This window comes from Pseudonocardia wallangbongensis (genome assembly GCF_054486945.1).
In genome coordinates this window covers 158915-184178 of record NZ_JBRERS010000009.1, presented here as the reverse complement: position 1 = coordinate 184178, position 25264 = coordinate 158915, and the positions used below count along the sequence as shown (strand labels likewise).

At 74.0% G+C, this 25264-nt stretch carries 27 protein-coding genes and 1 pseudogene; 12 read left to right on the top strand and 16 right to left on the bottom strand.

Translation table 11 applies throughout. From position 1 onward, the window contains the following. Window positions 1-3: 3 nt before the first annotated feature. The 8 genes from ACU436_RS29085 to ACU436_RS29050 form a co-directional block, all read right to left on the bottom strand. Window positions 4-1050, bottom strand: a complete 1047-nt coding sequence (locus ACU436_RS29085) for an NAD(P)-dependent oxidoreductase (RefSeq protein WP_459030165.1) — start codon at window positions 1048-1050, stop codon at window positions 4-6. Further along, window positions 1047-2126, bottom strand: a complete 1080-nt coding sequence (locus ACU436_RS29080; protein WP_459030164.1) for an ABC transporter ATP-binding protein — start codon at window positions 2124-2126, stop codon at window positions 1047-1049. Before ACU436_RS29080 ends, ACU436_RS29085 begins: the two co-directional genes overlap by 4 nt. Beyond that, the gene (locus ACU436_RS29075) at window positions 2123-3235 is read right to left on the bottom strand and encodes an ABC transporter ATP-binding protein (protein WP_459030163.1); all 1113 of its coding nucleotides are present in this window, start codon (window positions 3233-3235) and stop codon (window positions 2123-2125) included. The genes ACU436_RS29080 and ACU436_RS29075 overlap by 4 nt, the downstream gene beginning before the upstream one ends. Then, a complete protein-coding gene (locus tag ACU436_RS29070; RefSeq protein WP_459030162.1) occupies window positions 3235-4104 on the bottom strand; it encodes a carbohydrate ABC transporter permease in 870 nt (289 codons plus the stop codon). The genes ACU436_RS29075 and ACU436_RS29070 overlap by 1 nt, the downstream gene beginning before the upstream one ends. Then, entirely contained in the window at window positions 4105-5043 is a 939-nt protein-coding gene (locus ACU436_RS29065) for a carbohydrate ABC transporter permease (RefSeq protein WP_459030161.1), read from the bottom strand. It abuts the gene before it with no gap. A 102-nt stretch (window positions 5044-5145) separates the two neighbouring features. Next, window positions 5146-6579 (bottom strand): ABC transporter substrate-binding protein, encoded by a 1434-nt coding sequence (locus tag ACU436_RS29060; RefSeq protein ID WP_459030159.1) that lies wholly within the window; start codon window positions 6577-6579, stop codon window positions 5146-5148. Beyond that, window positions 6576-7244 carry a histidine phosphatase family protein gene (locus tag ACU436_RS29055; protein WP_459030157.1) on the bottom strand — a complete coding sequence of 223 codons (669 nt, stop codon included), beginning with the start codon at window positions 7242-7244 and terminating at the stop codon, window positions 6576-6578. The genes ACU436_RS29060 and ACU436_RS29055 overlap by 4 nt, the downstream gene beginning before the upstream one ends. Beyond that, the gene (locus ACU436_RS29050; RefSeq protein WP_459030156.1) at window positions 7241-8773 is read right to left on the bottom strand and encodes an FGGY-family carbohydrate kinase; all 1533 of its coding nucleotides are present in this window, start codon (window positions 8771-8773) and stop codon (window positions 7241-7243) included. Before ACU436_RS29050 ends, ACU436_RS29055 begins: the two co-directional genes overlap by 4 nt. A 226-nt stretch (window positions 8774-8999) precedes the next feature. On the opposite strand from ACU436_RS29050, the gene ACU436_RS29045 reads away from it, so the two are divergent. The 4 genes from ACU436_RS29045 to ACU436_RS29030 are packed head-to-tail and all read left to right on the top strand — an operon-like array spanning window position 9000 to window position 13625. Then, on the top strand, window positions 9000-9824 hold the full coding sequence (locus tag ACU436_RS29045; protein ID WP_459030155.1) for a DeoR/GlpR family DNA-binding transcription regulator: 825 nt from the start codon (window positions 9000-9002) through the stop codon (window positions 9822-9824). A 23-nt stretch (window positions 9825-9847) separates the two neighbouring features. After that, window positions 9848-10495 carry a class II aldolase/adducin family protein gene (locus ACU436_RS29040; protein WP_459030154.1) on the top strand — a complete coding sequence of 216 codons (648 nt, stop codon included), beginning with the start codon at window positions 9848-9850 and terminating at the stop codon, window positions 10493-10495. Next, window positions 10492-11955 (top strand): FGGY family carbohydrate kinase, encoded by a 1464-nt coding sequence (locus ACU436_RS29035; RefSeq protein WP_459030153.1) that lies wholly within the window; start codon window positions 10492-10494, stop codon window positions 11953-11955. The genes ACU436_RS29040 and ACU436_RS29035 overlap by 4 nt, the downstream gene beginning before the upstream one ends. Then, window positions 11952-13625, top strand: coding sequence for a glycerol-3-phosphate dehydrogenase/oxidase (locus ACU436_RS29030; RefSeq protein ID WP_459030152.1), 1674 nt, complete (start codon window positions 11952-11954; stop codon window positions 13623-13625). Before ACU436_RS29035 ends, ACU436_RS29030 begins: the two co-directional genes overlap by 4 nt. Window positions 13626-13633: 8 nt before the next feature. Here ACU436_RS29030 and ACU436_RS29025 read toward each other — a convergent pair whose 3' ends face one another. After that, on the bottom strand, window positions 13634-14506 hold the full coding sequence (locus tag ACU436_RS29025; RefSeq protein ID WP_459030151.1) for a hypothetical protein: 873 nt from the start codon (window positions 14504-14506) through the stop codon (window positions 13634-13636). Between the two features lie 25 nt (window positions 14507-14531). Continuing rightward, window positions 14532-15518, bottom strand: coding sequence for a hypothetical protein (locus tag ACU436_RS29020; protein ID WP_459030150.1), 987 nt, complete (start codon window positions 15516-15518; stop codon window positions 14532-14534). 412 nt (window positions 15519-15930) lie between these two features. On the opposite strand from ACU436_RS29020, the gene ACU436_RS29015 reads away from it, so the two are divergent. Both ACU436_RS29015 and ACU436_RS29010 read left to right on the top strand, forming a co-directional pair. After that, window positions 15931-16353 (top strand): DUF6069 family protein, encoded by a 423-nt coding sequence (locus ACU436_RS29015; protein WP_459030149.1) that lies wholly within the window; start codon window positions 15931-15933, stop codon window positions 16351-16353. 153 nt (window positions 16354-16506) lie between these two features. After that, window positions 16507-16782 (top strand): annotated as a pseudogene (locus ACU436_RS29010) (GNAT family N-acetyltransferase); the annotation flags it as partial. Window positions 16783-16798: 16 nt separating this feature from the next. On the opposite strand, the gene ligD reads toward ACU436_RS29010, so the two are convergent. Beyond that, window positions 16799-17839: a non-homologous end-joining DNA ligase gene (gene ligD, locus ACU436_RS29005; RefSeq protein ID WP_459030148.1), complete on the bottom strand. Its 1041-nt coding sequence runs from the start codon at window positions 17837-17839 to the stop codon at window positions 16799-16801. Between the two features lie 32 nt (window positions 17840-17871). Between ligD and ACU436_RS29000 the strand changes: the two genes are divergently transcribed. Both ACU436_RS29000 and msrB read left to right on the top strand, forming a co-directional pair. After that, complete coding sequence (locus ACU436_RS29000) at window positions 17872-18177, top strand: hypothetical protein (protein ID WP_459030147.1); 306 nt, start codon at window positions 17872-17874, stop codon at window positions 18175-18177. A gap of 54 nt (window positions 18178-18231) precedes the next feature. Then, the gene (gene msrB, locus ACU436_RS28995) at window positions 18232-18654 is read left to right on the top strand and encodes a peptide-methionine (R)-S-oxide reductase MsrB (RefSeq protein WP_459030146.1); all 423 of its coding nucleotides are present in this window, start codon (window positions 18232-18234) and stop codon (window positions 18652-18654) included. On the opposite strand, the gene ACU436_RS28990 is transcribed toward msrB, so the two are convergent. From ACU436_RS28990 to hemQ, 3 genes are read right to left on the bottom strand one after another with little or no spacing between them, the layout of a single operon-like run. Next, on the bottom strand, window positions 18647-19045 hold the full coding sequence (locus tag ACU436_RS28990) for a type II toxin-antitoxin system VapC family toxin (protein WP_459030145.1): 399 nt from the start codon (window positions 19043-19045) through the stop codon (window positions 18647-18649). The two genes, msrB and ACU436_RS28990, sit on opposite strands and share 8 nt — an antisense overlap. After that, a complete protein-coding gene (locus ACU436_RS28985) occupies window positions 19042-19284 on the bottom strand; it encodes a FitA-like ribbon-helix-helix domain-containing protein (RefSeq protein ID WP_459030144.1) in 243 nt (80 codons plus the stop codon). Before ACU436_RS28985 ends, ACU436_RS28990 begins: the two co-directional genes overlap by 4 nt. 42 nt (window positions 19285-19326) lie before the next feature. Next, window positions 19327-20022: a hydrogen peroxide-dependent heme synthase gene (hemQ, locus tag ACU436_RS28980; protein ID WP_459030143.1), complete on the bottom strand. Its 696-nt coding sequence runs from the start codon at window positions 20020-20022 to the stop codon at window positions 19327-19329. A gap of 128 nt (window positions 20023-20150) precedes the next feature. Between hemQ and ACU436_RS28975 the strand changes: the two genes are divergently transcribed. From ACU436_RS28975 to ACU436_RS28965, 3 genes are all read left to right on the top strand, one after another. Continuing rightward, entirely contained in the window at window positions 20151-20363 is a 213-nt protein-coding gene (locus ACU436_RS28975) for an NAD(P)H-binding protein (protein ID WP_459030142.1), read from the top strand. A 71-nt stretch (window positions 20364-20434) separates the two neighbouring features. Then, window positions 20435-21676 carry a S8 family serine peptidase gene (locus ACU436_RS28970; RefSeq protein WP_459030141.1) on the top strand — a complete coding sequence of 414 codons (1242 nt, stop codon included), beginning with the start codon at window positions 20435-20437 and terminating at the stop codon, window positions 21674-21676. Between the two features lie 11 nt (window positions 21677-21687). Then, on the top strand, window positions 21688-21924 hold the full coding sequence (locus ACU436_RS28965; protein ID WP_459030140.1) for a hypothetical protein: 237 nt from the start codon (window positions 21688-21690) through the stop codon (window positions 21922-21924). A gap of 72 nt (window positions 21925-21996) precedes the next feature. Here ACU436_RS28965 and ACU436_RS28960 read toward each other — a convergent pair whose 3' ends face one another. Together ACU436_RS28960 and hemE are read right to left on the bottom strand one after the other, a co-directional pair. Then, window positions 21997-23406, bottom strand: coding sequence for a protoporphyrinogen oxidase (locus ACU436_RS28960; RefSeq protein ID WP_459030139.1), 1410 nt, complete (start codon window positions 23404-23406; stop codon window positions 21997-21999). Beyond that, window positions 23403-24467: a uroporphyrinogen decarboxylase gene (hemE, locus tag ACU436_RS28955; protein WP_459030138.1), complete on the bottom strand. Its 1065-nt coding sequence runs from the start codon at window positions 24465-24467 to the stop codon at window positions 23403-23405. Before hemE ends, ACU436_RS28960 begins: the two co-directional genes overlap by 4 nt. A 127-nt stretch (window positions 24468-24594) precedes the next feature. On the opposite strand from hemE, the gene ACU436_RS28950 reads away from it, so the two are divergent. Further along, window positions 24595-25167, top strand: a complete 573-nt coding sequence (locus tag ACU436_RS28950) for a DUF3000 domain-containing protein (RefSeq protein ID WP_459030137.1) — start codon at window positions 24595-24597, stop codon at window positions 25165-25167. Window positions 25168-25264 lie beyond the last annotated feature (97 nt).

Genomic DNA, 25264 nt, shown 5'->3' with positions numbered 1-25264 from the left:
CGGTCAACCCGCCCGGTCCAGCACCTCCGGGTTCGCGCAGGTCGCCGGGCGGCCTCCGGCGAGGACCTTCGCCACCTCCGCCGCGATCCGGGCGGCCGACTCCTCGGCCACCTGGCGGGACGCGCCCGCGAGGTGCGGGGTGGCGAACACCTCGGGCCGCCGCGGCAGCGGGTCGTCCGGGGCGGGCGGCTCCGGGTCGAACACGTCCAGCACCGCGGCGCGCAGGTGCCCGGACGCCAGCGCGGCGTCGAGGGCGCGGGTGTCGACGAGCTCGCCGCGCGCCGTGTTGACCAGCACCGACCCCGGCCGCATCGCGGCGAGCGCGGCCGCGTCGATCATCTGCTTCGTCTCGGGGGTGAGCCGCGCGTGCAGGCTGACGACGTCGCTCGTGCCCAGCAGCTCCGGCAGGTCCACCAGCCGCACGCCCACCCGCTCGGCGTCCTCCGCGGAGGCGTACGGGTCGTGCGCGAGCACCCGGGAGCCGAACCCGCGCAGCAGCTCCGCCACCCGCAGCCCGACCGCGCCCAGCCCGACGAGCCCCACCGTCGCGGCCCGCAGCTCCAGCCCGGTGCGCTCGTAGCGGAACCCGGCGGCGTCCCAACGCCCGCCCGCGAGCTCCGTGGCGGCGGCGGGCAGACCGCGCATCGCGCAGATCATCGTGCCGACGCAGAACTCGGCAACGGCCCCCAGGTTCCGCCCGGGCAGGTGCGCCACGAGCACGCCGGCAGCGGTGGCCGCGGGCACGTCGACGTTCACGGGCCCGCCCCTCGTCACGCCGACCACGCGCAGGCTCCCCCGGCCGGCGTCGAGGACCTCGGCCGTGAGCGGGGCGAGGTGCGTGACCAGCGCATCGGCGCCGCGCACCAGCTCCGCGATCCGCGCCGGATCGCCGGCCGCCTCCCGCACACCGTCCAGGGCACCGAACGGCTCGGTGGGCCACCGCGTGTCGATCCGCCGGAACTCCGCCTCGACGCCCGCGTCGACGAGCGCGCGGGCGAGCAGGTCGGACGAGATGAACTCGTCGCCCGCGCACACCACGACAGCCGTCACAGCCGCTCCCCCGTGGCCGGGTCGAACACGTGCACCCGCTCCGGCGGGGCGGCGATCGTGATCGCGTCGCCCGGGCGCAGCGGGTGCCCCGACTCCACCTGCGCGACCAGCCGGGTGTCCACACCGGGCAGCTCCACCGTGGCCAGCCCGAACTCGAGCAGGTCCTCGAACACCAGCACGGTCCCCTCCAGGCCCGGGCCCTCGGTCGGATGGCAGTCCTGCGGGCGCAGCCCCACCAGCACGTCGCGGCCGTCGGGGACGTCCACGGCCGTCGCCAGCCCGCCCACGCCGCCGACCCGCACCCCGCTGCCGGTGCCGACGCCGGGCAGCAGGGTGATCGACGGCTCGCCCACGAAGTCGGCGACGAACCGGTCGGCCGGCGCGTCGAAGACCTCGTCGGGGGTGCCGAACTGCTTGATCACACCGGCGTCCATCACGGCCATCCGGTCGGCCAGGCTCAGCGCCTCCAGCTGGTCGTGGGTGACGACGATCGTGGTGTAGCCGAACTCCCGCTGCAGCACCTTGAGCTCCCGGCGCACCCGCTGGCGTTGCCCGGCGTCCAGGTGCGAGAGCGGCTCGTCGAGCAGCAGCACCGGCGGGTTGCGCACCAGCGCGCGGGCCAGCGCCACCCGCTGCTTCTGGCCGCTGGACAGGTTGGCCGGGCGCAGGTCGAGCAGGTCGGTCATCTCGAGGCGCTCGGCGATCGCGTCGACGCGCGCATTCGCGTCCTTGGCCCGCCGCGCCTTGAGCCCGTACGCGAGGTTCTCCCGCACGGTCAGCGGCGGGTAGAGCGCGTAGCTCTCGAACCCGACGCCCACGTTGCGCCTGCCCGGCGGCAGGTCACCCACCGAGCGGCCGCCGATCACGATCCGCCCGGCCGTCACGGTCTCCAGCCCGGCGATCATCCGCAACGTGGTGGTCTTCCCGCACCCGGACGGGCCGAGCAGGGCCACCAGCTCCCCCGGCTCGATGTCGAGGTCGATGCCCTTCACGGCCTCGAACGGCTCGCGGCCGCGGGCGCTGTAGGTCTTGCGCAGCGACTCCAGCCGCAGGCTCTGCGCCGTCGCAGTCGTCATCGGTTCCCCCCGGCCAGCGCGGCCCCCTCCGGTCGGCGGGCCGCGCCGAGCCGCCCACCGTCGGCCGCGAAGACGTGCACGCGATCCCAGTCGACGGCCAGCGCGACCTCGGCGTCCTCGTGCACGCGGTGGTCGGACGTGACGGTGATGACCTGCACCCCGGCCACGTCCACCGCCAGCTCCACCGACCTGCCGAGCCGCTCGGCCAGCACGACCCGGCCCCGCAGCACGAGCCGGTCGGCGGGCGGCGACCCGGTCACGATCTCGAGGTCGCGCGGCCGGATCCCGACCCGCACGTCGTCGGCGGCGTCCTGGGGCACCCCGACGGCGAAGGCGTCGCCGACGCGGGCGACGCCCGCCTCGACCCCGGCGTCCAGGAGGTTCATCTCCGGCTGGCCCAGCGCGCGGGCGACGAAGGTGTCCACCGGCTCCGCGTAGACCTGCGTCGGCGTGCCGACCTGCACCAGCCGGCCCTCGCGCAGCACCCCGATCCGGTCGCCGAGGGCGAGGGCCTCCTGGTAGTCGTGCGTGACGTAGAGCGTGGTGGTGCCGGACAGCTCGCCGAGCTGCTTGAGCTCCGCGCGCATGGCGGCGCGCAGCTTCGCGTCCAGGTGCGAGAGCGGCTCGTCGAGCAGGTAGACCTCGGCCGGGCGCACCAGCACCCGGCCCAGCGCGGTGCGCTGGCGCTGCCCGTTGGACAGCTCCCGCGGGTACCGCCCCAGCAGGTGGTCGATGCCCAGCGTCATCGTGACCTGCTTGATCCGCTCGTCCTGCTCCCGCTGCGACCACGTGCCGTTGCGGCCCGAGCGCAGCGGGGAGGCGAGGTTCTCCTCCACCGTCTTCTGCGGGTAGAGCGCGTAGCTCTCGAACGCCATCGCGACGCCGCGGTCGTACGGCTCGACGCCGGTCATGTCGCGGCCCGCGATGTGGACCTCACCCCCGACCTGGTCGACGAGGCCGGCGACGCTCTTCAGCGTGGTGGTCTTGCCGGCGCCCGAGGGGCCGAGGATCACGAAGAACTCGCCGTCGGCGAGCTCCAGGTCGATCCCGTGCAGGGCCACCGTCTTGCCGTAGCGCGCGGTCAGGCCCTTGATCGACAACGAACCCACTAGGACTTCACCGCCCCGAACGACAGGCCGCGCACCAGGTACCGCTGGATCGACAGCGCCACCAGCAGCGGCGGCAGCGCGGCGATCAACGCGGCCGCGGCCGTCAGGTTGTAGTAGGCCTGCCCGCCACCGCCGAGGAACCGGGTGACGGCCACCGTCACCGGCGTGTGCTGGCTGCCGGTGAGGATCAGCGGGAACACGTAGTTGTTCCACGCGAAGATGAACGCGAGCAGCGCCGCCGCCGCGATCCCCGGCCGCACCAACGGCAGCGCCACCATGAGGAACGCGCGGCGCCGCGTGTAGCCGTCGAGGAGCGCGGCCTGCTCCAGCTCGGCCGGCATGTCCTGGAAGTACGAGCGCAGGATCCAGACGATCAGCGGCATCGTCACCAGCTGCAGCACCCAGATCATGCCGACGGTCGTGTCGAACAGGCCGATCTGGTTGTAGATGACGAAGAGCGGCACGATCACCATCAGCTCGGGCGCGAACCGGAACGACAGGATCGTGAACATCACGTCGTTCGACCCGCGGTACTGCCAGCGGCCCGCCGCGTACGCCGCCGGGATGCCGATCACGAGCGAGACGATCACCGCACCGACGCAGTTGATCACGCTCGTGAGCAGCGCGTCGGTGAAGTTCACGCTGGTCAGCCGCTCGCCCTCGGCGGAGAGGACGGTGGCGAAGTTCCCCAGCGTCGGCGTGAACGCGAAGTACGTGCTGATCTGCTCCGCGTTGGTCTTGAGCGCCAGCAACACCATCCAGACCAGCGGGAACAGCGAGAACACGAACCACACCAGCAGCGCGGCGTCAGCCCCGACCGACGCGGGCGAGAACCGCCGCTGCCCGGGTCCCAGCTCGCGGGACGACATCTAGTCCTCCGATCCTGCGGCGCGCCGCTGGGCCTTGCCCAGCACGCTCACCAGGTAGCGGGCGGTCACGAAGACGATCACCCAGAGCAGGAACATGTACGTGCTGCCCTGCGAGTACTGCAGCTGGATGATCGAGTTCTGGTACGCGCCGATCTGCAGCGTGCGCGTGGCGTCGCCCGGACCACCGGCCGTCAGCACGAACACGTGGTCGAAGACCTTCAGCGAGTCCATGAACCGGAAGATCACCGCGACCAGGATGTAGGGCCACATCATCGGCAGCATCAGCCGGCGGAACATGTAGAACCAGCTCGCCCCGTCCACCGCGGACGCCTCGAACGGCTCCTTCGGCAGCGACCGGATCCCGGCCAGCACGAGGATCGCCACGAACGGCGTGAAGATCCAGACGTCGACGAGGATCACCGACCAGATCGCGGTGCCCTCACCGAGCCAGTCGAACGTCGAGCCGAGGCCCAGCACGTAGTTGAGGACCCCGTACTGCGGGTTGAACATCAGGCCCCAGATCACGCCCGCGATCACCGGCGCGATCATCAGCGGCAGGATCAGCACCCGCTCGAAGATCCGCCCGATCAGGCTCGAGCGGTTGAGCAGCAGCGCGATCCCGATGCCCAGCACCGTCTCGACCACCGTGGCGACCACGGCGTAGACCAGCGTCACCCGCACGCTCGTCCAGAACGCCGGGTCGGAGAGGATCTCGGCGAAGTTCTGCAGCCCGATGAACACCGGCTGCCGCACCACGGCCGCGTAGTTGAGGAACGCGTAGTAGGCCCCGAGCACGAACGGGTACAGGATCCCGACGATGATCAGCACCGCCGGGATCGACAGCACGTACGGCCGCAGCGAGCGCCGCCAGGCCGGCACCGGCCGCGGCTCGCGCCGGACGGCCGGTGCCGGGGTCCTCGGCGGGGCGGTGGTGGTCACGAGGCGCCCCCACCCGACCCGGAGCAAGGCCACCCTGCTGCGGTGGAACCGGAGCAAAGCCACCTTGCTGCGATGCGGGAGAGGCCTCGACGGGTCGACACGTCAGCTGACCTTGTTCACGGCCGCCGTGTTGGCCGCCGCCAGTGCGTCGAGCCTCGTCTTCGCATCCTGCCCCGCGTAGATGTCCTGCAGCGCCACCGCCCACTCCTCCGTCGTCTCGAAGAACTGGGTCTGCGGGGTGAACTTGATGTCGGTGGAGCCGATGACCTTCTCGAAGGTCTCCTGGTAGCCGGGGAACCCGCCGAGGGTCTGCTGGAACGCGCCGTCGAAGACCGACTTGCGGGTGGGGTCGGCGAAGCCGGCCTGCCCGGTCTGCACGGCCTTGGTCTGGGCGTCCTTCCCGGTGGCCCACTGGATGAACAGCCACGCCGCGAGCTTCTTCTGCGACGCCGAGTTCATGGCGAGCGACCACGTCCAGAGGTTCGTGGCGTAGTTGCCGTCCGCCCCGGCCGGACCCGGGTGCCACGCGAGGTTGCCCGCCTGCGCGCTGTTGCCGGCGATGTTCTGCGGGTAGGTGGCCGAGTCGGCGTCGTACACCATCATCGCGGTGCCCGCGCCCAGGTCACCGGTGCAGTCGGGGTACTCGTAGTTCGTCCACGAGGTCGGGCCGGCGGCGCGGGCGAGGTCCACCCACTTGCGCGTGAAGTCGACGGCCTCCGGCGAGTTCATGGTGGCCGTGAGCTGGTCGCCCGCCACCTCGTAGTCCTTGCACCCCTCGCGGGTGAACTGGGTCATGAAACCCGGGTGGATGGTGGCCCACGACCGGGACCCGCGGAACGCGATGCCGTACTTGTTGTTCGCCCGGTCGGTGAGGTCGGTGGAGAGCTGGATGAGGTCGTCGAAGGTCTCGGCGGGCCGGATCCCGCGGCGGTCGAACTCGGCCTTGTTGTAGCAGATCACGTTGGTCTCGAAGCCCCACGGGATCGCCCACTGCCCACCCGTTCCGAGCGGGCTGCCGACCTGGAAGTCCCAGGACGTGGAGCGGCGCAGGCCCTCGTAGATGTCCTCGAAGTCGTAGTCCGGGGTGGTGGCCGAGGAGTTCTGGAGCCACGGCTTCAGGTCCTCCATCCATCCGGGAGGACCGTAGGTCCAGATGAAGTAGGCGCCGGTCATGAACGCGTCGTAGTTGCCGGCGCCGCTCGCGAGCTCGGTGTTGAGGCGGGTGAAGTAGTCGGCCTCGGCCACCAGGTCGGCCTTCACCGTGATGCCGGTGAGCTCGGTGAACTCGGCGAGGAGCGGCTGGAACGCCACCTGGTATGGGTGCGGCGTCTGCAGGATCGAGATCTCGGTGCCCTCGGCCTTGCGCCAGTCGAACCCGCCGGTGACCTCCGCGGCGCCGTTCTCGGCGGCGGGGCCACCCCCGGTGCCGAGGCCGCAGGCGGCGAGCAGCGACGACGCGCCGACGGCAGCGCCGCCGACACCGACCATGCGCAGCAGGTCACGTCGGGTGGGGGTCCAGAGCTCGCGGCGGGTCATGCGGTCCTCCCTGCGGTCGGGGCCAGCTCGTCTGCGGTGACGGCCGGTGAGGTGGGGACGTTGAGGGCCAGCAGCGCCGGCGGCGCCGCGGCGTCGGCCGGCACGCGCAGGCGGGTGGCCGCGGTGTTCTCCAGCCGCGGCAGCACGGCCCGGTAGCGCGCGAGCGGGATGCCCAGCCAGGCGCACAGCGCCAGGCGCAGGAGCGTGTTGTGGGCGACCACCAGCACGGACCGGCCGGCGTGCCGCTCGGCGACCCCGCGCAGGGCGGCGACCGCGCGCGCGGCGGCCGCGGCGGGCGGCTCGGCACCCGGGAACGGGTTCGCGACCGGGTTCGCGACGAACGCCTCCGCGGCCTCGGGATAGCTCACGCGCAGCTCGGCCAGGGTGCGGCCTTCGGCGATGCCGAAGTCGACCTCCCGCAGGTCGGCCACCACCTCGGGCTCGAGCCCGGTGGCCGCCGCCACCGGCGCGGCGGTGGCCGCAGCGCGCGGCACCGGGGAGCAGACGAGCACGTCGAAGTGCTGGTGGCGCGCCCAGTCCGCGAACGTGACGGCCTGCGAGCGGCCGATCTCGTCCAGCGGGACGTCGCTGACCCCGGTGTAGCGGTTCTCGGCGTGCCAGACGGTGCGCCCATGGCGGACGAGCGTGAGCTCGGTGGCGGTCACGAGGCGGCCCCGCCGGAGTTCAGGAAAGCCACATTCCTGTCCCCCACGTTCAGGAATGTGGCTTTCCTGAACCTCTCCCCGAGCCAGCCCCGGTCCTCGAGCGCCCGCACCAGCCGCTCATAGCCCTCCGTCAGCTCGTCCGCCTTCGACGGGTCCGGCTCGAAGCGGCGGCGCATCCGCACCATCCCGGCGGCGGTGGCCGCGAGCCGCCCGGGCGGGGCGGCGGCGAGGACCGCCGAGCCGATCGCGGAGCCCGCGTGTTCCGGCACGACGACCGGGCGCTGCAGCACGTCCGCGCGCAGCTGGCTCCACCAGTCGTTGCGGCTGGTGCCGCCGGTGGCGACGACCGGGCCGGAGACGTCGGCGCCCAGCCCGGCGAGCACGTCGAACGCGAGCCGCTCCACGTACGCGACGCCGTGTGCGACGCGCTGGAACCGGGCGGCCGGGTCCGGGCCGGGTGGCCCGTCGATGTCGAACCCCTCGGCGCCGTCCGCGACGAACGGGAACCGCTCCCCCCGGCCGGCCAGGGGGTAGGTGGCGCCCGCGGGGACCCCTCGCTCCCGCGCTCGCGCGGTCAGCTCGTCGAGGTCGGCGCCGGGGAGTTCGCTCGTGAGGACGCCGGCGCCGGTGCTCGACGCACCGCCGGGGAGCCAGCCTCCGTCGGGGTTGCGGTGGCAGTACACGGCGCCGGACGGGTCGTGCAGGAGGTCGGGCGTCGACCCCTTCAGGACGAGGGTGGTGCCCAGCGCGGAGCACCACCGACCCGGCTCCAGCGCGGCCGTGGCCACCTGCGCGGCACAGCCGTCGGTCATCCCGGCGACGATCGGCGTGCCGGCGGGGATGCCCGTCTCCGCGGCCGCGGCCGCCGACACCGTCGCCACGCGCTCCCCCGGCGCCACGACGGGCGGCAGCAGCGCCGGGTCGATGCCCAGCCGGTCGAGCACCGCGGCCGGCCATGCGGCGCCGAGCAGGTCGTACCCGGTCTTGAGCGCGTGGCTCCAGTCGGTGGGGACGGGGTGGCCTGCGAGGAGCGCACCGATGTGGTCGGCCTGGTGGGCGAGCCGGTGGTCGGCCGGAACGGCGTCCCGGGCGACGAGCCACGCCACCTTCGGCAGAGCCCAGCTCGCCTGCATGCGGTAGCCGAGCGCGGTCCACAGCTCGGCGCCCTCGTCCTGGACGCGGACGGCCTCGGCGGCGGCGCGCCGGTCGTCGTACATGAGCGCGGGGCCCGCGGCGCGGCCCTGCGCGTCCTGGACGACGAGGGTGCCGGACGTCGAGTCGATGCTCACGCCGCCCACGGGGCGCCCACCGCGCTCGGCGAGGGCCGCGCGGGTGGCGGTGCGGGTGGCCCGCCACCAGTCGACGGGCTCCTGCTCGTGCCGCTCGCCCGCGCGCACGTCGCTCGAGAGGGGCGCCGACCCGCTGCCGAGCACGGTGCCGGCGCCGTCGACGAGCACGGCGCGTACGCCCTGGGTGCCGAGGTCGATCCCCACCCAGAGCGGGGCGTCGACGGGCGCGGGATCGGGCACCGGTGCTCCTCCGTTCGACAGCGCTGTGCGCGGCGACACAGTAGGACGGCACTCTTCTCACGTCAACACGTTGTTGTCACACTGGAACCCGTGAAGTGCTGGTCGAGCTCGATCAGGTCGGCCGCAAACTTCACAGCGAAAGCAGCGTTGTTCACATCGAAGCTTGACGGATCTCGCTTCGCGCGCTGTGATGCCAGTCGCAGCAGACCGACGGAGGAGGCGAGCGGTGACAGAGCGGGAGGTGGACGCGGCGGGCTCCGCCCCGGACGCGCCCCGGACGCTCGGACCCGACGGCCGGCAGGCCCGGATCACCGACCTCGTGCTCAGCACCGGTTCGGCGTCCGCGCAGGAGCTGGCCGAGACCTTCGGCGTCTCCGTCATGACGATCCACCGCGATCTCGACGAGCTGCAGCGCCAGGGGGTGCTCCGCAAGGCCCGCGGCGTCGCCACCGCGCAGCCGAGCGGCACGTTCGAGTCCAACGTCGAGTACCGGGCGAAGGCCAACGTCGACGCCAAGCGGCTCATCGCGCAGCACGCGTGCCGCCACGTCGAGCCCGGGATGTCGGTGCTGCTGGACGACTCCACCACCGCGCTGCAGATGATCCCCCACCTCGCCGCGCTCGCCCCGCTCACCGTGGCCACCAACTACCTCGCCGCGCTCGTCGAGCTGGCCAGGATGCGCGACGTGCAGGTGGTCGCCCTCGGCGGCCACTACGACGTGCAGCACGACTCGTTCCTCGGGTCCACCTGCGTGGATGCCGTGCAGTCCATGCGCTTCGACGCCGCGTTCGTCAGCACGTCGGCGGTCGGCGACGGGTACGCCTTCCACCAGGAGGACAAGATCGTCGCGGTGAAGCGCGCGATGGTGGACGTCGCCGCGCGCAGCCACCTGCTGATCGACCACACGAAGCTCACCCGCAACGCCCTGCACCGGTTGCTGCCCCTGCACCGGTTCACGACCGTCGTCATCGACGCCGGCGTCGGGTCCCGCGACCTGGCCGCGCTGCGCGAGAGCGACGTGCTCGTGGAGGTCGCGACCGCCGCCGGTTGACCCACAGATCGAGAGGACCGCCCATGCTCCTGCACGACGAACGCGTCCAGTTGGTGGAGTACTGCCGCCGGATGCAGGCCGACCAGCTCACCGTCGGCACCTCGGGCAACCTGTCGATCCGCTCCGGGGACCACATCGCGATCACCCCGAGCGGCGCGGCGTACGAGGACCTCACCCCCGAGTCGATCTGCGTGATCGACCTGGACGGCAACTCCGTCGAGGACGGCCTGGAACCGTCGTCCGAGGTCCCGATGCACACGTCGGTGTACACGAGCACCGACGCGAAGGCGGTCGTGCACACCCACCCGCTCTACGCCAGCACGCTCTCCGCGGTGGTCGACGAGCTGCCGGCGATCCACTACATGGTCGCGCTGCTCGGCGGGCCGGTCCGCGTGGCGCCGTACGCGACGTTCGGCAGCCCGGAGCTGGCCGACAACAGCGTGGAGGCGATGAAGGGCCGCTTCGGCGCCATCCTGGCGAACCACGGCGCCACCACCTACGGCGAGAGCATGGCGAAGGCCTACACCCGCAGCATCTACCTGGAGTGGGTCTGCCGGATGTACTACCAGGCGAGGCTGCTCGGGCAGCCGAACATCCTGCCCGACGACGAGATCGCGCGCGTCGCCGAGAAGCTGACCACCTACGGTCAGACGGTCCCGAGCGGGTCATGACGCGCACCTGGCTCGGCATCGACGCCGGGACGTCGGTGGTGAAGGCCGCCCTCTTCGACGACGAGGGCGAGGCCCTGGCCGTCGCGGGCCGCCCGCTCGAGCTCGTCCACGGCGCCGACGACGCCGTGGAGCAGGACCTCGACGCGATCGTCGCCGCGATCGCGGACGTCACTCGGGAGGTGTCGGCCGGACGGGTTCCGCACGTCGTCGCGATCACTGGGCAGGGCGACGGCTGCTGGCTCACCGACGCGGCCGGCCGGGCCGTGCGCCCGGCGCTCTCCTGGCTGGACGGCCGGGCGGGCGAGCTACTGGGCCGGTGGAACGCCGACGGGGTGACCGAGCGCGTGTTCCGCACCAACGGCACCACGGTCTTCCCCGGCGCTCCCGGGCCGCTGCTCGCCTGGCTCGACGCGCACGAGCCCGCCGCCCTCGACCGGGCCACCACGGCCGGCGCGTGCAAGGACGCCGTGTTCACCCGGCTCACCGGCGAGCGCGCCACCGACCCCAGCGACAGCTCGCTGCCCTTCGGCGACGGCACCGGCACCGGCTACAGCGACGAAGCCCTCGAGGCGATGGGGCTGGCCCACCGCCGCGACCTGCTCGCACCGATCACCGTGCCGGTCCCCCAGGCCGGGCTCTCCGACGCCGGGGCCGGGCTGCTCGGGCTGCCCGCCGGCACCCCGATCAGCTCCGGGCCCTTCGACTTCCCCGCCTGCGCCCGCGGCGGCGGCGTCCGCGCGGTCGGCGACGCGCTGTTGATCGTCGGCACCACGCTGGGTTGCATGGTCCACGTCGACCGGCTCGCCACCGACGGCGATCCCGCCGGGTTCTCGGTCGCCACGGGCGAGCCCGGGCGGTGGCTGCGGGCGATGCCGGCGATGGTCGGCACGGCGTCGATGGACTGGATGCTGCAGACGCTGCGCCTCGGCGTCGACGCGATCGACGCGGCCCTCGCCACCAGCCCGCCCGGCGCGGGCGGCGTGGAGGTGCTGCCCTACTTCGCGACGTCCGGCGAGCGGGCCCCGTTCGTCGACCCGCACGCGTCCGGGCAGGTCACCGGCGTGCGGTTGACCACCACCCGCGACGACCTGCTGCGGGCCATGTGCGAGGGCCTCGCGTACGCGGCGCGCCACTGCTTCGACGCCGCCGGCGGGGCGGCCAGGGTCGTCGCGTGCGGCGGGGGCACCCGGTCCCGGCCGTGGCTGCAGGTCTTCGCCGACGTGCTCGGCGTGCCGCTCGAGCTCGCCCGCACCCCCGAGGTCGGCGCGCGCGGCGCCGTGCTCGCCGCGGCCGCCACCCGCGGGGAGGACCTCGATACCGAGACCTGGACCGCACCGGAGGACGTCGTCGAACCCGATCCCGCCGTCGCGGCGCGCTACGCCGACGGCTACGCCCGCTACCTCGACCACGTGCAGGCCGCGCGGCCGTTCTGGGCCACGCGGCGGGTGCCGGTGTCATGACGGCCGCCGACCTCTCCCCCGCCGCCCGGGAGGCCGCGCTCGCGGCGGCGAAAGGCGGCTCGTTCGACGTCGCGGTCGTCGGTGGCGGGATCACCGGTGCCGGTGTGGCGCTCGACGCCGCGGCCCGCGGCCTGTCCGTCGTGCTGGTCGAGGCCGGTGACCTGGCGTCCGGCACGTCGTCCCGCTCCGGCAAGACGGTGCACGGCGGGCTGCGCTACCTCGAGCAGCTGAACTTCACGCTCGTCGCCGAGGCGCTGCACGAACGCGACCTGATGGTCCGCACGCTCGCCCCGCACCTCGTCACGCCCGAGCCGTTCCTGTTCCCGCTGACGAGGCGCTGGCAGCGGCCCTACATCGGCGCCGGTGTGCTGCTCTACGACCTGATGGCCGCGGCCGGGCGCACCGGCGGGCGCGGCGGCGTGCCACACCACCGCCACCTGAGCCGCCGCGGCACGATCCGCGAGGCGCCCGGCCTCGACCTGCGCGTCGTCACCGGGGCGCTCCAGTACTACGACGGGCGCATGGACGACGCCCGGCACACGCTCGCCGTCGCCCGCACGGCCGCCGCGAACGGGGCCGTCGTGCTCGGCCACGCCCCCGTGGTGGAGGTGCTCCGCGACGGCCCGCGGGTCACCGGCGTCACCGTCGAGGACACGGCGTCCGGCAGCCGGTTCGACGTCACCGCGTCGGTCGTGGTCAACGCGGCCGGGGTGTGGGCTGCCGACATCCAGGCGATGGCCGGCCCGGCCACGTTCGCGGTGCGCCCCGCCAAGGGGGTGCACCTGCTCGTCGACCAGGGAGCGTTCGACTCGCGGACCGGCATCCTCGCCCGCGCCGAGGACTCGGTGATCATCCTGCGGAAGTGGTTCGGGCACTGGCTGCTCGGCACCACCGACACCGCCTACGACGGCGACCGCCGCGCACCCACCGTCGAGCGGGAGGACGTCGACTACCTGCTGCGCAACGTCAACCGCTACCTCGCCCGCCCGCTGACCCGCGACGACGTGCTCGGCACGTTCGCCGGGCTGCGCCCGCTGCTCGCACCGGTCGCGCGGGATGCCGCCACCACGTCGGCGCTGTCCCGCGACCACACCGTGGTCGAGGAGCCCGCCGGGATGGTCACGGTCGTCGGGGGCAAGTACACGACCTACCGGCGGATGGCGCGCGACGCCGTCGACGCCGCCGGCCGCGCCCTGGGCGCCGATCTCCCACCGTCCCCGACCGCGGGCCTCCCGCTCGTCGGGGCCGCCGGGTGGCAGGCCGTCGGCAACCGGGTGGCGCGGCTCGCCGAGGAGCACGGGGTGCCCGTGGAGCACGTCCGCCGGATGCTGCACCGCTACGGCGACGAGCTGCCCGACGTCCTCGCGCCGATCCGGGCCGACCCCGCCCTGGGCCGCCCGCTTCCCGGAGCCGATGGCTACCTGCCGGTCGAGCTCCGGCGGGCCGTCACGCACGAGGGCGCGCTCACGCTCTCCGACGTGCTGCACCGCCGCACCCACCTCGCGATCGAGCGCACGGACGCCGGGCTGCCGGCGGCCCCGGCCGTCGCCGCCCTGCTCGCCCCGCTGCTCGGGTGGGACGCCGATCGGCAGGCGCGGGAGGTGGCGGGGTACCGGAACGAGGTCGAGCGCGACCGGGCCGGCCTCGCCGTCGCGTCCGGAGCGCGGTGACCACACCGCTACCGGGGCACGCCCGGCAGGTCCCGGGTCTGCAGCGCCTCGAGCAGCATCCCGATCGACGTCCCTGGCGCGTTGCCGGCGACGAGCCGGACGACGCCCCCGTCCAGCTCCTCGACCTGCGGCTCCCGCAGGTAGTCGACCCACGGCCGGTCCGCGCCCCGCGGCGAGGTGGTCTCGACGGCCTCGGTGACCTGCGCCGCGGTGGTCCCGGTGACGCAGAGGGTGCTCGTCGCCGCGGCCTCGTCCCCCGGCACGCGGCGCAGGCCTACCGCACGGAGTGGCCCGAGCTCGCCGCCCGCGACCACCGCCACCGCGACGTCCCCGAGGCAGCCGCCGATCTGCTGGACTGCAGGGTCCTCGGCGAGGCCGGGATCTGGTCCGTCGACGCGCGCAAGCGGTGCCGCCGGGCCGCCGAACGCGACGTCCTCGCCGAGCGGGCGCACCGTCGCGGCGCTGATGCTCAGCGGTAGGGCCGGCGTGAGGTCGGTCTGCAGCTCCTCCTCGCCCGTCCAGCCTGCGGCCGTGGCGCTCGAGCGGATCCGCGCCTCGTCCTGGCCACCCACGACGAGCGTGACCCGCTGGGACGGCTGCCCCGCAACGAGGAGCGCCTCGGCGGCGTCGGGGTCGACGCCGAGCACCGTGGCGAGCTCGCCCGGGAGCGAGCCGGACGCCAGCGCGGTCCAGGCCTGCGGTGCACCCTCGAGCGCGGTGCGGTCCACGAACTCCAGGTAGCCGCCGAACGGCCCGTCGATCCGGGCCAGCGTCTGCTCGAACACGGCTCCGCCCGCGTCCGACACTCCGGCCGAGCAGGCCGCCGTCAGCGAGACGACCGAGCCGACGACCAGGGCGCGCCACGATGTGGCTGCGAACATGCGGTTCTCCCGTCCATCAAGGGGATCACGGGGCAGGCACCGGCTCGGCGATGCCGTCGCGCACGAGGTAGGCGAACGACGGGACGGCCGGGCGGGGGGAGCCGTACGCGACGGTCACCTCCACCCGGGCACCGTCGGCCGCGGTGGTGACGAGCAACGTCGTGGGCTGCACGGAGCGGTCGAGGGCGGCGAGGAACCGGGGGTCGTCCGGCAGCAGGGGCAGCACCGGCGCGATGCGGCGCAGGATCGCGTCGTCGACCGCGGCCTCGCCGTCGACGGCCAGCGCGATCGTCGGACGGTGTACCGGCCCGCCGGCCGGCGCAGGCACGACCGGCACCATCGCGGCCCGCGGGTCCTGCGACCCGCCCCGATCCAGCACGACGACGGCCGGGACGTCCTCGCCCTGGGTCGCAGGGGCGAGCGTGCGGTCGGTGACGGCGCCGAGGTTGAACACGCCGTCGGCGATCGCACCTGCGGTGGCCCACGTGCGGAACCCGTCCCGACCGGTCGCCACCCGCGCCGCCACGACGTCCGCGTCCCCGGCCAGGAAGTAGCCGCTGAGCGGGAGGACGACCCCCCGTTTCAGCTCCGACCCGAGCAGCCGGGCGTGCGCCGCCGTCGCGCGCAGATCCGGACCGTCGTCCCGCAGCTGCACCTCGGCGATCCGGAACAGGGTGCGATACCCGGTGACGGTGGCCTCGGCGACGACGACGTGCGGGTCACCCACCCCACCGAACCGTCCCGCGAACAGGACGCAGGACCGGGGCAGCACGAACCGCGAGCCTGCGAGCTCCCCGATCGTCTCCACGTCCGGGTCGGTCAGGGCCGCCCACGCGCGCGAGAGGACGTCGCCGTCGTCGCGCAGCTCACCGCGCGGCTCGGCGAGCAGGGAACCGCAGGGCTGCGGACGTGCGACGCCGGCCCGCCATGCATCGGCCCCGGCCACCGCCGCGACCGCCACGACGGCGACACCGGCCAGCACGGCCACGACCCGGAGCACGATCCTGCGCACGCACTGATCCTGCTGACTCCGGCCCCCGCCCGCATCCGTGGTTCTACCGAGCCGGACGGCCATGCGACCGTGGACGCCGCTGGTGCCCGATGGCCGGGCATGGTCACACGGAGGCCAGATCGCACTATGGAGCCACAACGCTGTTCCTTGGGCGTCCAGAACAGCAGTCTGGCTCCATGACGCTCAGACGACCGTCCGGCGATCGGCCACCAGGAGTCACCGGGCGGGCCCTGAGATACACGAGGGCCCGCACTGGACGTCGCCGCCCGTGTGCGCCGTGTTACCGGAGGGCACCGAACCCGATCTGCACCACCGGCAAGTCCGACGGGCTGCGATGAGTTCCGGCCGGGTCGCGGGTCTCAGTTGGCAAGAGACCGGCACGGAGCCGGTCGGCCCAGCACCGGAGGTCACCATGTCCGCCACCATCACCGCCACCGCCACCACCACCTCGTCCGCCCCGACCGCCGCAGCGCTCCTGCGGGACGGGGTCGCTGCCACCGTCGTCGCCGGTGTCGCCACCACGGCCGTCGCCGCCGCCGGTCAGGCGGTCGGGATCAGCGTCGAGCTCGCCGGCGCGCCGATCCCGGCGTCCGGGTTCGCGACCCTGACCGTCATGTTCTCGGTCATCGGCCTGCTCATCGCCCTGGGCCTGCGCCGGTTCGCCCGGCACCCGCGCACCACCTGGGTCCGCACCACCGTGGCGCTCACCGTGCTCTCCCTGGTGCCGGACGTGCTCGTCGACGCCGCCACGACCACCAAGCTGCTCCTGATGGCGACGCACCTGGTGGCCGCCGCGATCGTGATCCCCGTGGTCGCCCGCCGGCTGCCCGCCTGACTCGGCAGTAACGTTCGCCGGCGATGAGCTGCATGCACCTCGCCCGCGCCGAGCGGGTCGACCTCCTCGCGTTCCTCGCCGACCTGGGGCCGCACCAGTGGGACGTCCCCACGCTGTGCACGGGCTGGCGCGGTCGTCGGCGACGAGGTCGAGCAGGTCTACGTGGCCACGGAACACCGGGGAACGGCGGTGGCCGGCGCACTGCTCGCGGAGGCTGAGCGCCTCGTCCGGGCGGCCGGGCACGAGCGGGCGTGGCTCGCCGTCGTCGGCGGCAACGCGCGGGCGCGCCGGTTCTACGAGCGGAACGGCTGGGTCGACGAGGGCCCGTTCGCCCACGTCGCCGAGGGCCCGCACGGCCCCATCCACGTGCCCGCACACCGATACGTGAAGCGGTTCCCGCACGATGTCCCCGGTCCGATCCGAGGCTGATCGCGCGGTCTGCCGGTCACCCGGGTTCCGGCTGCGACCGGGCCCGGCTGGGCTGCACCCGCATCGGCTCGCCCGGCATCTTGGGGTACTCCGGCGGGTACGGCAGGTCACCCAGCCCGCGGTCGCGCTCGTCGGCGGCGTACCAGCCGAGAACGGTCTCCAGCCCGCCCACCGCCTCGTCCATGCCCGCGTGCGGGTCGCCGTGCTCGGCGTAGAGCCCGGGCACGGTGCGCACGTCGAAGTCCTCCGGCTCGACGTCGGGCAGGGTCTCCCACGTCACCGGCATGGACACCGTGGCCCGCGGACGTCCCCGCACCGACCACGCCGAGGCGACGGTCCGGTCGCGGGCGGCCTGGTTGTAGTCGAGGAACACGCGCTCGCCGCGCTCCTCCTTCCACCACGCGACGGTGGCCTCATCCGGTGACCGCTCGGCGACCCGCCGGGCGATCGCGATCACGGCGTGCCGGACGGCCACGAAGTCCCACTCCGGGCGGATGCGGCAGAACACGTGCACGCCGCGCCCGCCGGACGTCTTGGGCCGGCCGACGAGCCCCGCCTCGTCGAGCACCTCGTGCAGGACCGCCGCGACGGCCACGGCGTCGGCGAAGTCGGTGCCCGGCTGCGGGTCGAGGTCGATGCGCAGCTCGTCGGGGCGGTCGGTGTCGGCACGCCGGACGGGCCACGGGTGGAAGTCGAGCGTGCCCATGTTGGCCGCCCAGAGCAGCACCGCCTGTTCCGTGGGGCACAGCGAGTCGGCGGTGCGTCCGCTCGGGAACGTCACGCGGGCCGTCTCGACGTACGGCGGGGCGCCCTTCGGCAGCCGTTTGGCGAAGAACGACTCGCCGTCGACGCCGTCCGGGTACCGCTTGAGGTTCGTCGGCCGCTCGCGCAGCACGCCCAGCAGCGGCTCCGCCACCGCCCGGTAGTACTCGACGACCTCGCCCTTGGTGATCCCCCGCTCCGGGAAGTACACCTTGTCCGGGCTGGTGAGGCGCACCTCGCGGTCGCCGTCCGGGCCGGGGACCGACAGCAGCACCGCCGCGCTCTTGCTCGCCACGAGTGCGGACGCTACCCGTTACCCTGCACGAGATGCCCGATCTCCACGAACCGGACCGTCCGGGCCGATCCCGACAGTTCGACGACGAGCTGCTCGGGTTGGACCCCGACGATCCGGAGGCCCAGGCCTTCGCCGACCACCTGGACCGCATGCAGAGCCAGCGCCCCGCCTTCACGGTGGAGGGCTACCTCGACGGCGTCCGCGACTTCGCCGACTCCGCCAACCGCGCCCAGGGCGGGCGGCGGTGGGCCGCGGTGCTGGTGGTCGTGCTGATGCTCCTCGGCGTGGCGTTCGTGGTGTGGGAGGCGCTGGCCTTCATGCTGACGACGCTGCTCTAGGACGCGGCCGCCGGTTCGGTGCACCGCCCGCGCCGCGGACATAGTCTGGGAAGCATGGATCCCGCCACCGAGCCCGCCCCGAAGGTCGTCAAGTCCGATGCCGAGTGGCGTGCCGAGCTCACCCCCGCCGAGTACCAGGTCCTGCGCCAGGCCGGCACCGAGCGGCCGTTCACCGGCGAGTACACCGACACGAAGACCGATGGCGTCTACTCCTGCCGCGCGTGCGGTGCCGAGCTGTTCCGCTCGGACACCAAGTTCGAGTCGCACTGCGGCTGGCCGTCGTTCTTCACCCCGCTCGCGGGCGACGCCGTGATCGAGCACGTGGACACCAGCCTCGGCATGCGCCGGGTCGAGGTGGTGTGCGCCAGCTGCCACAGCCACCTGGGCCACGTTTTCGAGGGCGAGGGTTACGCCACGCCCACCGACCTCCGGTACTGCATCAACTCCATCTCGCTGCGGCTGGAGCCGTCTAGCTGATCACCTCGACCTCGCACGGCAGGCCGGGGGCGTTCGCGAGCCGCTTGTCCGCGGTGAGCAGCGGTGCGCGGAGCCGAGCGGCCAGAGCCGCGTACAGGGCGTCGTAGTAGGAGAAGTTGCGGCGCAGGCCCCATGCCGCTCTCGCCAACGCGCCGTGCGGGTAGCGCTCCACGACCAGCGCAGTCAGCGAGATCAGCGCAGCCTCGGCATTGGGTGCTTCGATGGCCCCGGCCGCGACACGCCTGCGCAGGACGTGGCCGACCTCCGCGTCGATGAGGTGCGGAGCGACGCATCGCTCCCCCAGCAGGCGGGCCTGGAGCGCGAACTCGGCGTCATCGGCCGGCGCCAACACGCGCACCGCGGCCGACGCGTCCAGCACGACCTCCCTCAAGACCGACGCGTCTCGTCGAGGTCAGCGAGGATGTCCTCCGTGCGGATACCGGATCCCCGGTCCTTCGCCAGCGCCGAGTTCAACTCTGCGAAGATCTCGGCACGGCGGGCCTGCATCCAGGCCATGTCGACCACGCGTTCCCGCATGTACGCCTGAAGCGACTGACCCGCGGCCCGCGCCTGCTCGCGAAGCGCCTCGTAGGCGTCGTTCGGAACATCGCGGATCTGGATCGTCGCCATGCTCACAGCGTACCGAGTAGCGCTGATTCAGCGCTACTCGCTTCACGGCAGCGTGGCGACCAGGTCCCCCGGCTGCACCCGCGGCCCGGTGTAGAACGGCGTCTCCTCGCGGACGTGCCGGCGGGCGTCGGTGGCCCGCAGGTGGCGCATCAGGTCGACGATCCGGTCGAGGTCGTCGGCCTCGAACGCGAGGATCCACTCGTAGTCGCCGAGTGCGAACGCCGGCACGGTGTTGGCGCGGACGTCCGGGTAGTCGCGGGCCTCCATGCCGTGCTCGGCGAGCATCCGGCGCCGCTCCTCGTCGGGCAGCAGGTACCACTCGTAGGAGCGGACGAACGGGTACACGCAGATGTAGCGCCGCGGCTCCTCCCCCGCGATGAACGCCGGGAGGTGGCTCTTGTTGAACTCGGCGGGCCGGTGCAGGGCCACCTGGCTCCACACCGGGGTGCTCGCCCGGCCGAGCGCGGTGGTGCGGCGCAGGTCGGCGTAGGCGGCCTGGAGGGCCTCGATGTTGTCGGCGTGCCACCAGATCATGTAGTCGGCGTCGGCGCGCAGGCCCGCGAGGTCGTACACGCCGCGTACGGTGACGCCCTTGCCGTCCAGCGCGTCGAGGAAGTCGCCGAGCTGGCTCGCCACGGCGGCGCGGTCGTCGCCCAGCCGGCCGGGTTCGACCCGGAAGACCGACCACATCGCGTAGCGGATGGCGCTGTTCAGCTCTGCGTAGTCCAGGCGTGCCACGCGTCCATCCTGCCACGCACGGCCTCAGCCGCCCGCGCCGCCGAGGGTGGCGCCGAGCACGGTCCCGACGAGCCGGCGAGCCAGCTCCGCGAGCCCGCGAGCAGGACCTCCGGGGTGTGCGGTCGGCGATGGAGGACGTCGTCCGCGCGAGCGGCCTGGACTGGACGATCGTGCTGCCCCCGCGGCTCACCGACCGGCCGGCCACCGGCCGGATCCGCCGCCGGGTCGGGGGCAACGTGCGCGGCTCCTACTCGATGACCCGCGCGGACCTCGCGACGGCCGTGCTGGGAGCGGTCACCGACGACGGGGTGCGCAGCGCGTCGCTCTCCGTCGCAGGGTGATCGGCCCCGAGGTGCCCGGAACGCGGGACCCGGGCACCATGTGACCCCTACGAGCGATCGGGAGGGTACGAGTGCGGCAAAACCTCGGGTCCGAACTGACCGGGCGCTACCTGCTGGTGCTGCACGAGGACCTGCTGGGTGACGACGACGACCGCGCCCGCGCGGCGGTGCGGGAGCTCTGCGGCGAGGAGGTCGCGAGCACCCGCGACGAGGACCACCTCGACGGGCCGGTCCGTCCGACGTTCTTCGCCGAGCTCGGCGTCGCCGTCGTGGACCTCTCCGGGGAGCAGCTGGCCACCGCGCGCACCGACCGCCGGCTCCTGGGCGTCGAGCCGGAGCGCGTGCGGCACGCGATCGGCGGGTCCCTCTCCGAGGAGTACCTGCGCGGCTTCCGCGACGCCGCGCAGTTCCTGCACTCCCGGGTCGCCGAGGCGGGCGCCGTGACGGCCGCGCAGTTCGGTGACACCGACAAGCTGACCTGGGGCCTGCAGGCCACCGGCGTCGCCGAGTCCCCGGAGACCGGCGCGGGCGTCACCGTCGCCGTGCTCGACACCGGGCTGGACCTCGAGCACCCCGACTTCGCCGGGCGCGACATCGAGTCCAGGTCGTTCGTCGAGGGCCAGGCCGCCCAGGACGTGCAGGGGCACGGCACCCACGTCACCGGGACGGCCTGCGGGGCGCTCGCCCCGGGCACCGGGCGGCGCTACGGGATCGCGCACGAGGCGCGGATCCTCGTCGGCAAGGTGCTGGGCGACGACGGGTCCGGCACCGACGCCGACATCCTCGCCGGCATCAACTGGGCGATCTCCGCGGGTGCCCGCGTGATCTCGATGTCGCTCGGCGCCGACGTCCGGGAGGTCTCCACGGCCTACGAGACGGCAGGCCGTCGCGCCCTCGCCGCGGGCGCCCTCGTCGTGGCCGCCGCCGGCAACAACGCCCGCCGCGGCGCGGGCGACCCGGGCTTCGTGGGGGTGCCGGCCAACAGCCCGTCGATCATGGCCGTCGCCGCGGTGGACAGCGCGTTGGCGATCGCCGACTTCTCCGCCGCGAGCTCCACCGTCGAAGGCGGGCAGGTCGACATCGCGGCCCCCGGAGTCGACGTGTACTCGTCCTGGCCGCAGCCCGAGGGGACGAACACGATCTCCGGCACCAGCATGGCCACCCCGCACGTCGCGGGTATCGCCGCACTGTGGTCACAGCGGACGGGAGCCACCGGCCAGGAGCTGTGGGCCCAGCTCGTGCAGGCCGCGCAGCGGCTGCCGCTGCCGGCGAGCGACGTCGGGTCCGGGCTGGTCCGGGCCCCCGGAGCCTGAGGGGATCCGCCGTGCCCGAGAAGGTCACGATCTCCGTCGCGGACGATGCGATCGACCGGATCGACGAGGTCGTCGCCGCCCTGGAGAGCGGCGGCCTGCACGTCGAGCAGGTGCTGCGCCCGATCGGCGTGATCACCGGCTCGGTGGAGGCCCAGCACGTCCACGTGCTCGGCGGCGTGGCCGGTGTCGCCGCGGTCGAGCCACAACGGACGGTCCAGCTACCGCCGCCGGACGCGGATGTGCAGTAGACAGCCGCACACACCGCCACAGTGCGGCACACATGCCCCGACATGTGTGCGGAGACCAGACGGTATGTGCGGTCAGGGCGAAAGGATGCCTACCACTCGCTCCGCCGCCGCCCGGGCCGTGGCCACGCACGCCGGGACGCCGACGCCGTGCAGGGCCGAGCCGGCGACCGCGAGGCCCGCGGGCAGGCCCTCCTCGATCGCCCGGACCCGGTCCAGGTGGCCCACCCCGTACTGCGGCAGCCCACCACCCCACCGCTGGACGTGCGTGGCCACCGGCGCCGCGGTGACCCCGCCGAGCGCACCCAGGTCGGCCCGGGCGCGGGCGACGAGCTCGGCGTCCTCCACCTGGAGGGTGGCGGCCTCCCCGAAGCGCCCCAACGACGCCCGCAGCCGCACGAGCCCGCCCTCGGCGAGGTGGGCCCACTTGTTCGAGGAGTGGGTGAACGCCTTGACGGCCAGCGGCTCGTCCGCCGCCACGAGCACGCCCGACGTCGGCGGCAGCGGCGCGGCGTCCTCGGCCCGGAAGGCCAGCGCGACCACCACCGACGACGCGAGCTCGATCTCCCCCGCCGCGCGCGCCGCCACCGGGGCCACTCCGGCCAGCAGCCGGGCTGCCGCCGGGGCCGGGACGGCGAGGACGACCGCGTCGACGTCGAGCGCTTCGGGGGCGGTGGTGGGCCCGAGCACGAGCCGCCAGCCGCCGTCGGTGCGCTGCAGCTCCCGCACGGTGGTGCGCAGCCGCACCTGCGCGCCGGAGGCGGCGGCGAGGGCGTCGAGCAGCACCCGGTAGCCGCCGCGCACGGCCCCGAACACGGGCTGCCCGCGCCGCGGCTCGCCCCCGCCCACGTCGCGGCTCGCGGCCGGCGGGGCGGCCCGGTCAGCGGCGGCGGTCAGGGACGGCGCACCGGCGTCGAGAGCGGCGGCGAGCGTGGGCACGGTGGCCCGCAGGCCGAGCGCGTCGACGCGGCCCGCGTAGACGCCGCCGAGGAGCGGGTCGGCGAGGCGGTCGGCGATCTCGTCACCGAAGCGGTCGCGGAGCAGCCCGCCCAGCGCCACATCGTCGCCCGGCTCCCAGGAGAGCGGGCGGTCCGGCTCGGCGGCGACCGCGGCGAGCCCGGCGGCCGACAGCAGCCCGTCGAGCCGGGCAGCGCTGGTGGGGACGCCCAGCAGGGTGCCGGGCGGCAACGGCCCCGTGCGACCGGCGGCCCGGACCGACGCCGCGGCCGCGGTCGGGTGCACCAACGTGCCGCTCAGCCCGAGCTCGGCGAGCAGCGCGGGCACCTCCGGCCTGCGGGCGAGGAAGGCTTCGGCCCCGACGTCGAACGGCACCCCGGCGACATCCACGGTGTGCAGCACGCCGCCGACGCGGTCACGCTGCTCGAGCACCACGATCCCGGCGTCCGGGCCGAGGAGGGCGCGCAGCCGGTGTGCCGCGGCGAAGCCCGAGATCCCGCCGCCGACCACGGCAACGCGACAGGTCACGGTTGCAGCGTGTGCACCAGCTCGACGAGCCGGGTGAGGGCGTCGGGGTCGGTGTCCGGCAGCACCCCGTGCCCGAGGTTGAACACGTGCCCGGGGGCGAGGCGGCCCTCGGTGGCGATCCGGCGGGCCTCGGATTCGACGGACGCGCGGTCCGCGAACAGGACCGCCGGGTCGAGGTTGCCCTGCACCGCGACGCGGCCGCCGGTGCGGCGCGCGGCCTCGTCCAGCGGCACCCGCCAGTCGACGCCCACGACGTCGGCGCCCGCCTCGGCCATCGCGCCGAGCAGCTCGCCGGTGCCCACCCCGAAGTGGATGCGCGGCACGCCGGTGCCGGCCACACCCTCCAGCACCCGCGTGGAGTACGGCAGGACGTACTCGCGGTAGTCGCGCTCGGACAGCGCCCCCGCCCACGAGTCGAACAGCTGCACCGCGTCGACGCCGGCCGCCACCTGCGCGCGCAAGAACGTGCCGGTGATCTCGGCGAGCCGGCCCATCAGCGCGTGCCACACGTCCGGCGCCGAGCGCATCAGGGCCTTGGTGCGCTCGTGGTTGCGACTCGGCCCGCCCTCGACGAGGTAGGAGGCGAGCGTGAAGGGGGCACCCGCGAAGCCGATCAACGGGGTGTCACCCAGCTCGGGGATCAGCAGGCCGATCGTGTCGGTGACCGGAGCGACCTGCTCCGCCGAGAGCCGCGGGATCCGCTCGACGTCGGCCGTCGCCCGCACCGGGTGGGCGACGACGGGCCCGGTGCCCGCGACGATGTCCACCGCGACCCCCGCCGCGTACAGCGGCACGACGATGTCGCTGAACAGGACCGCGGCGTCCACGCCGTGCCTGCGCACCGGCTGGAGCGTGATCTCGCAGGCGAGGTCGGGGGTGAAGCAGGCCTGGAGTATCCCGGTGCCGGCCCGCAGGGCCCGGTACTCCGGCAGCGAACGCCCGGCCTGGCGCATGAACCACACCGGCAGGCGGGACGGCCGGTCCCCGCGCGCGGCCGCGAGGAGCGGGGCCTCGGGGAGCTGTCGCCGCGGACGGACGTCGGAGACGGGCACAACAGTCATGGTCCCGCCATCCTCCCACGCCCCACCACCGCGTCACCGTCGGGCGTCCGTCGTCCCACGTCCGGGTTGTCTGATGTGCGGCGCGCCTAGGCTGCGGATCACCGAGAGCGACCTAGAGTCCTCGCTCGTGTCCGACGCGCCCGCCCCACCACCGGAGTTCCAGCAGGCCGTCGCCTCGCTGCGCGCCGTGCGCCCGCGCCCCGAACTCCTGCTCTCGCCGCTCGATGCGCCGCCCCGCCTCGCCCCGTGGACCTGGGCGTTCAGCGTGGAGACGGTGACCGACGACCCGGACACGACGGAGCCGGACACGAGCGGCCGGCTCATCCTGCTGCACGACCCCGCCGGCCAGGACGCCTGGGAGGGCACCTTCCGGCTCGTGTGCTTCGTGCAGGCCCGGCTGGAACCCGAACAGCTCGGCGACGAGATGCTGCCGGTCGTCGGCTGGTCCTGGTTGACCGAGGCGCTGGAGCAGACCGGCGCCGAGCACGTCGCGCTCGGCGGCACCGTCACGCAGACGTCCTCGGTGCGGTTCGGTGACATCGCCGGGCCGCGCCGCGACGACGACGTGGAGCTGCGCGCCTCCTGGACGCCGGTCGGCGCCGACCTGTCGCGACACGCCGAAGCGTTCTGCGCATTGGTGGCCTCCGCGGCCGGCCTGCCACCCGTCGGTGTGCTTCCTCTGGCAACTCGTCGAGTCTGAAACCGGACGCCTCCACGATGGGGTGATCCGCGGGTTCACCAGCACTTTCGATGCTCCCAGTGATCAAAATCCTCACCCGGACGAGTGGATGGGCTTC

Bases quoted from the DNA above. Each gene is read 5' to 3' on its own strand.
- ACU436_RS29080 (WP_459030164.1), bottom strand. From the start codon at position 2,126: ATGACGACTGCGACGGCGCAGAGCCTGCGGCTGGAGTCGCTGCGCAAG.
- ACU436_RS29070 (WP_459030162.1), bottom strand. From the start codon at position 4,104: ATGTCGTCCCGCGAGCTGGGACCCGGGCAGCGGCGGTTCTCGCCCGCG.
- ACU436_RS29060 (WP_459030159.1), bottom strand. From the start codon at position 6,579: ATGACCCGCCGCGAGCTCTGGACCCCCACCCGACGTGACCTGCTGCGC.
- ACU436_RS29040 (WP_459030154.1), top strand. From the start codon at position 9,848: ATGCTCCTGCACGACGAACGCGTCCAGTTGGTGGAGTACTGCCGCCGG.
- ACU436_RS29035 (WP_459030153.1), top strand. From the start codon at position 10,492: ATGACGCGCACCTGGCTCGGCATCGACGCCGGGACGTCGGTGGTGAAG.
- ACU436_RS29030 (WP_459030152.1), top strand. From the start codon at position 11,952: ATGACGGCCGCCGACCTCTCCCCCGCCGCCCGGGAGGCCGCGCTCGCG.
- ACU436_RS29025 (WP_459030151.1), bottom strand. From the start codon at position 14,506: ATGTTCGCAGCCACATCGTGGCGCGCCCTGGTCGTCGGCTCGGTCGTC.
- ACU436_RS29015 (WP_459030149.1), top strand. From the start codon at position 15,931: ATGTCCGCCACCATCACCGCCACCGCCACCACCACCTCGTCCGCCCCG.
- ACU436_RS29000 (WP_459030147.1), top strand. From the start codon at position 17,872: ATGCCCGATCTCCACGAACCGGACCGTCCGGGCCGATCCCGACAGTTC.
- msrB (WP_459030146.1), top strand. From the start codon at position 18,232: ATGGATCCCGCCACCGAGCCCGCCCCGAAGGTCGTCAAGTCCGATGCC.
- ACU436_RS28985 (WP_459030144.1), bottom strand. From the start codon at position 19,284: ATGGCGACGATCCAGATCCGCGATGTTCCGAACGACGCCTACGAGGCG.
- ACU436_RS28975 (WP_459030142.1), top strand. From the start codon at position 20,151: ATGGAGGACGTCGTCCGCGCGAGCGGCCTGGACTGGACGATCGTGCTG.
- hemE (WP_459030138.1), bottom strand. From the start codon at position 24,467: ATGACTGTTGTGCCCGTCTCCGACGTCCGTCCGCGGCGACAGCTCCCC.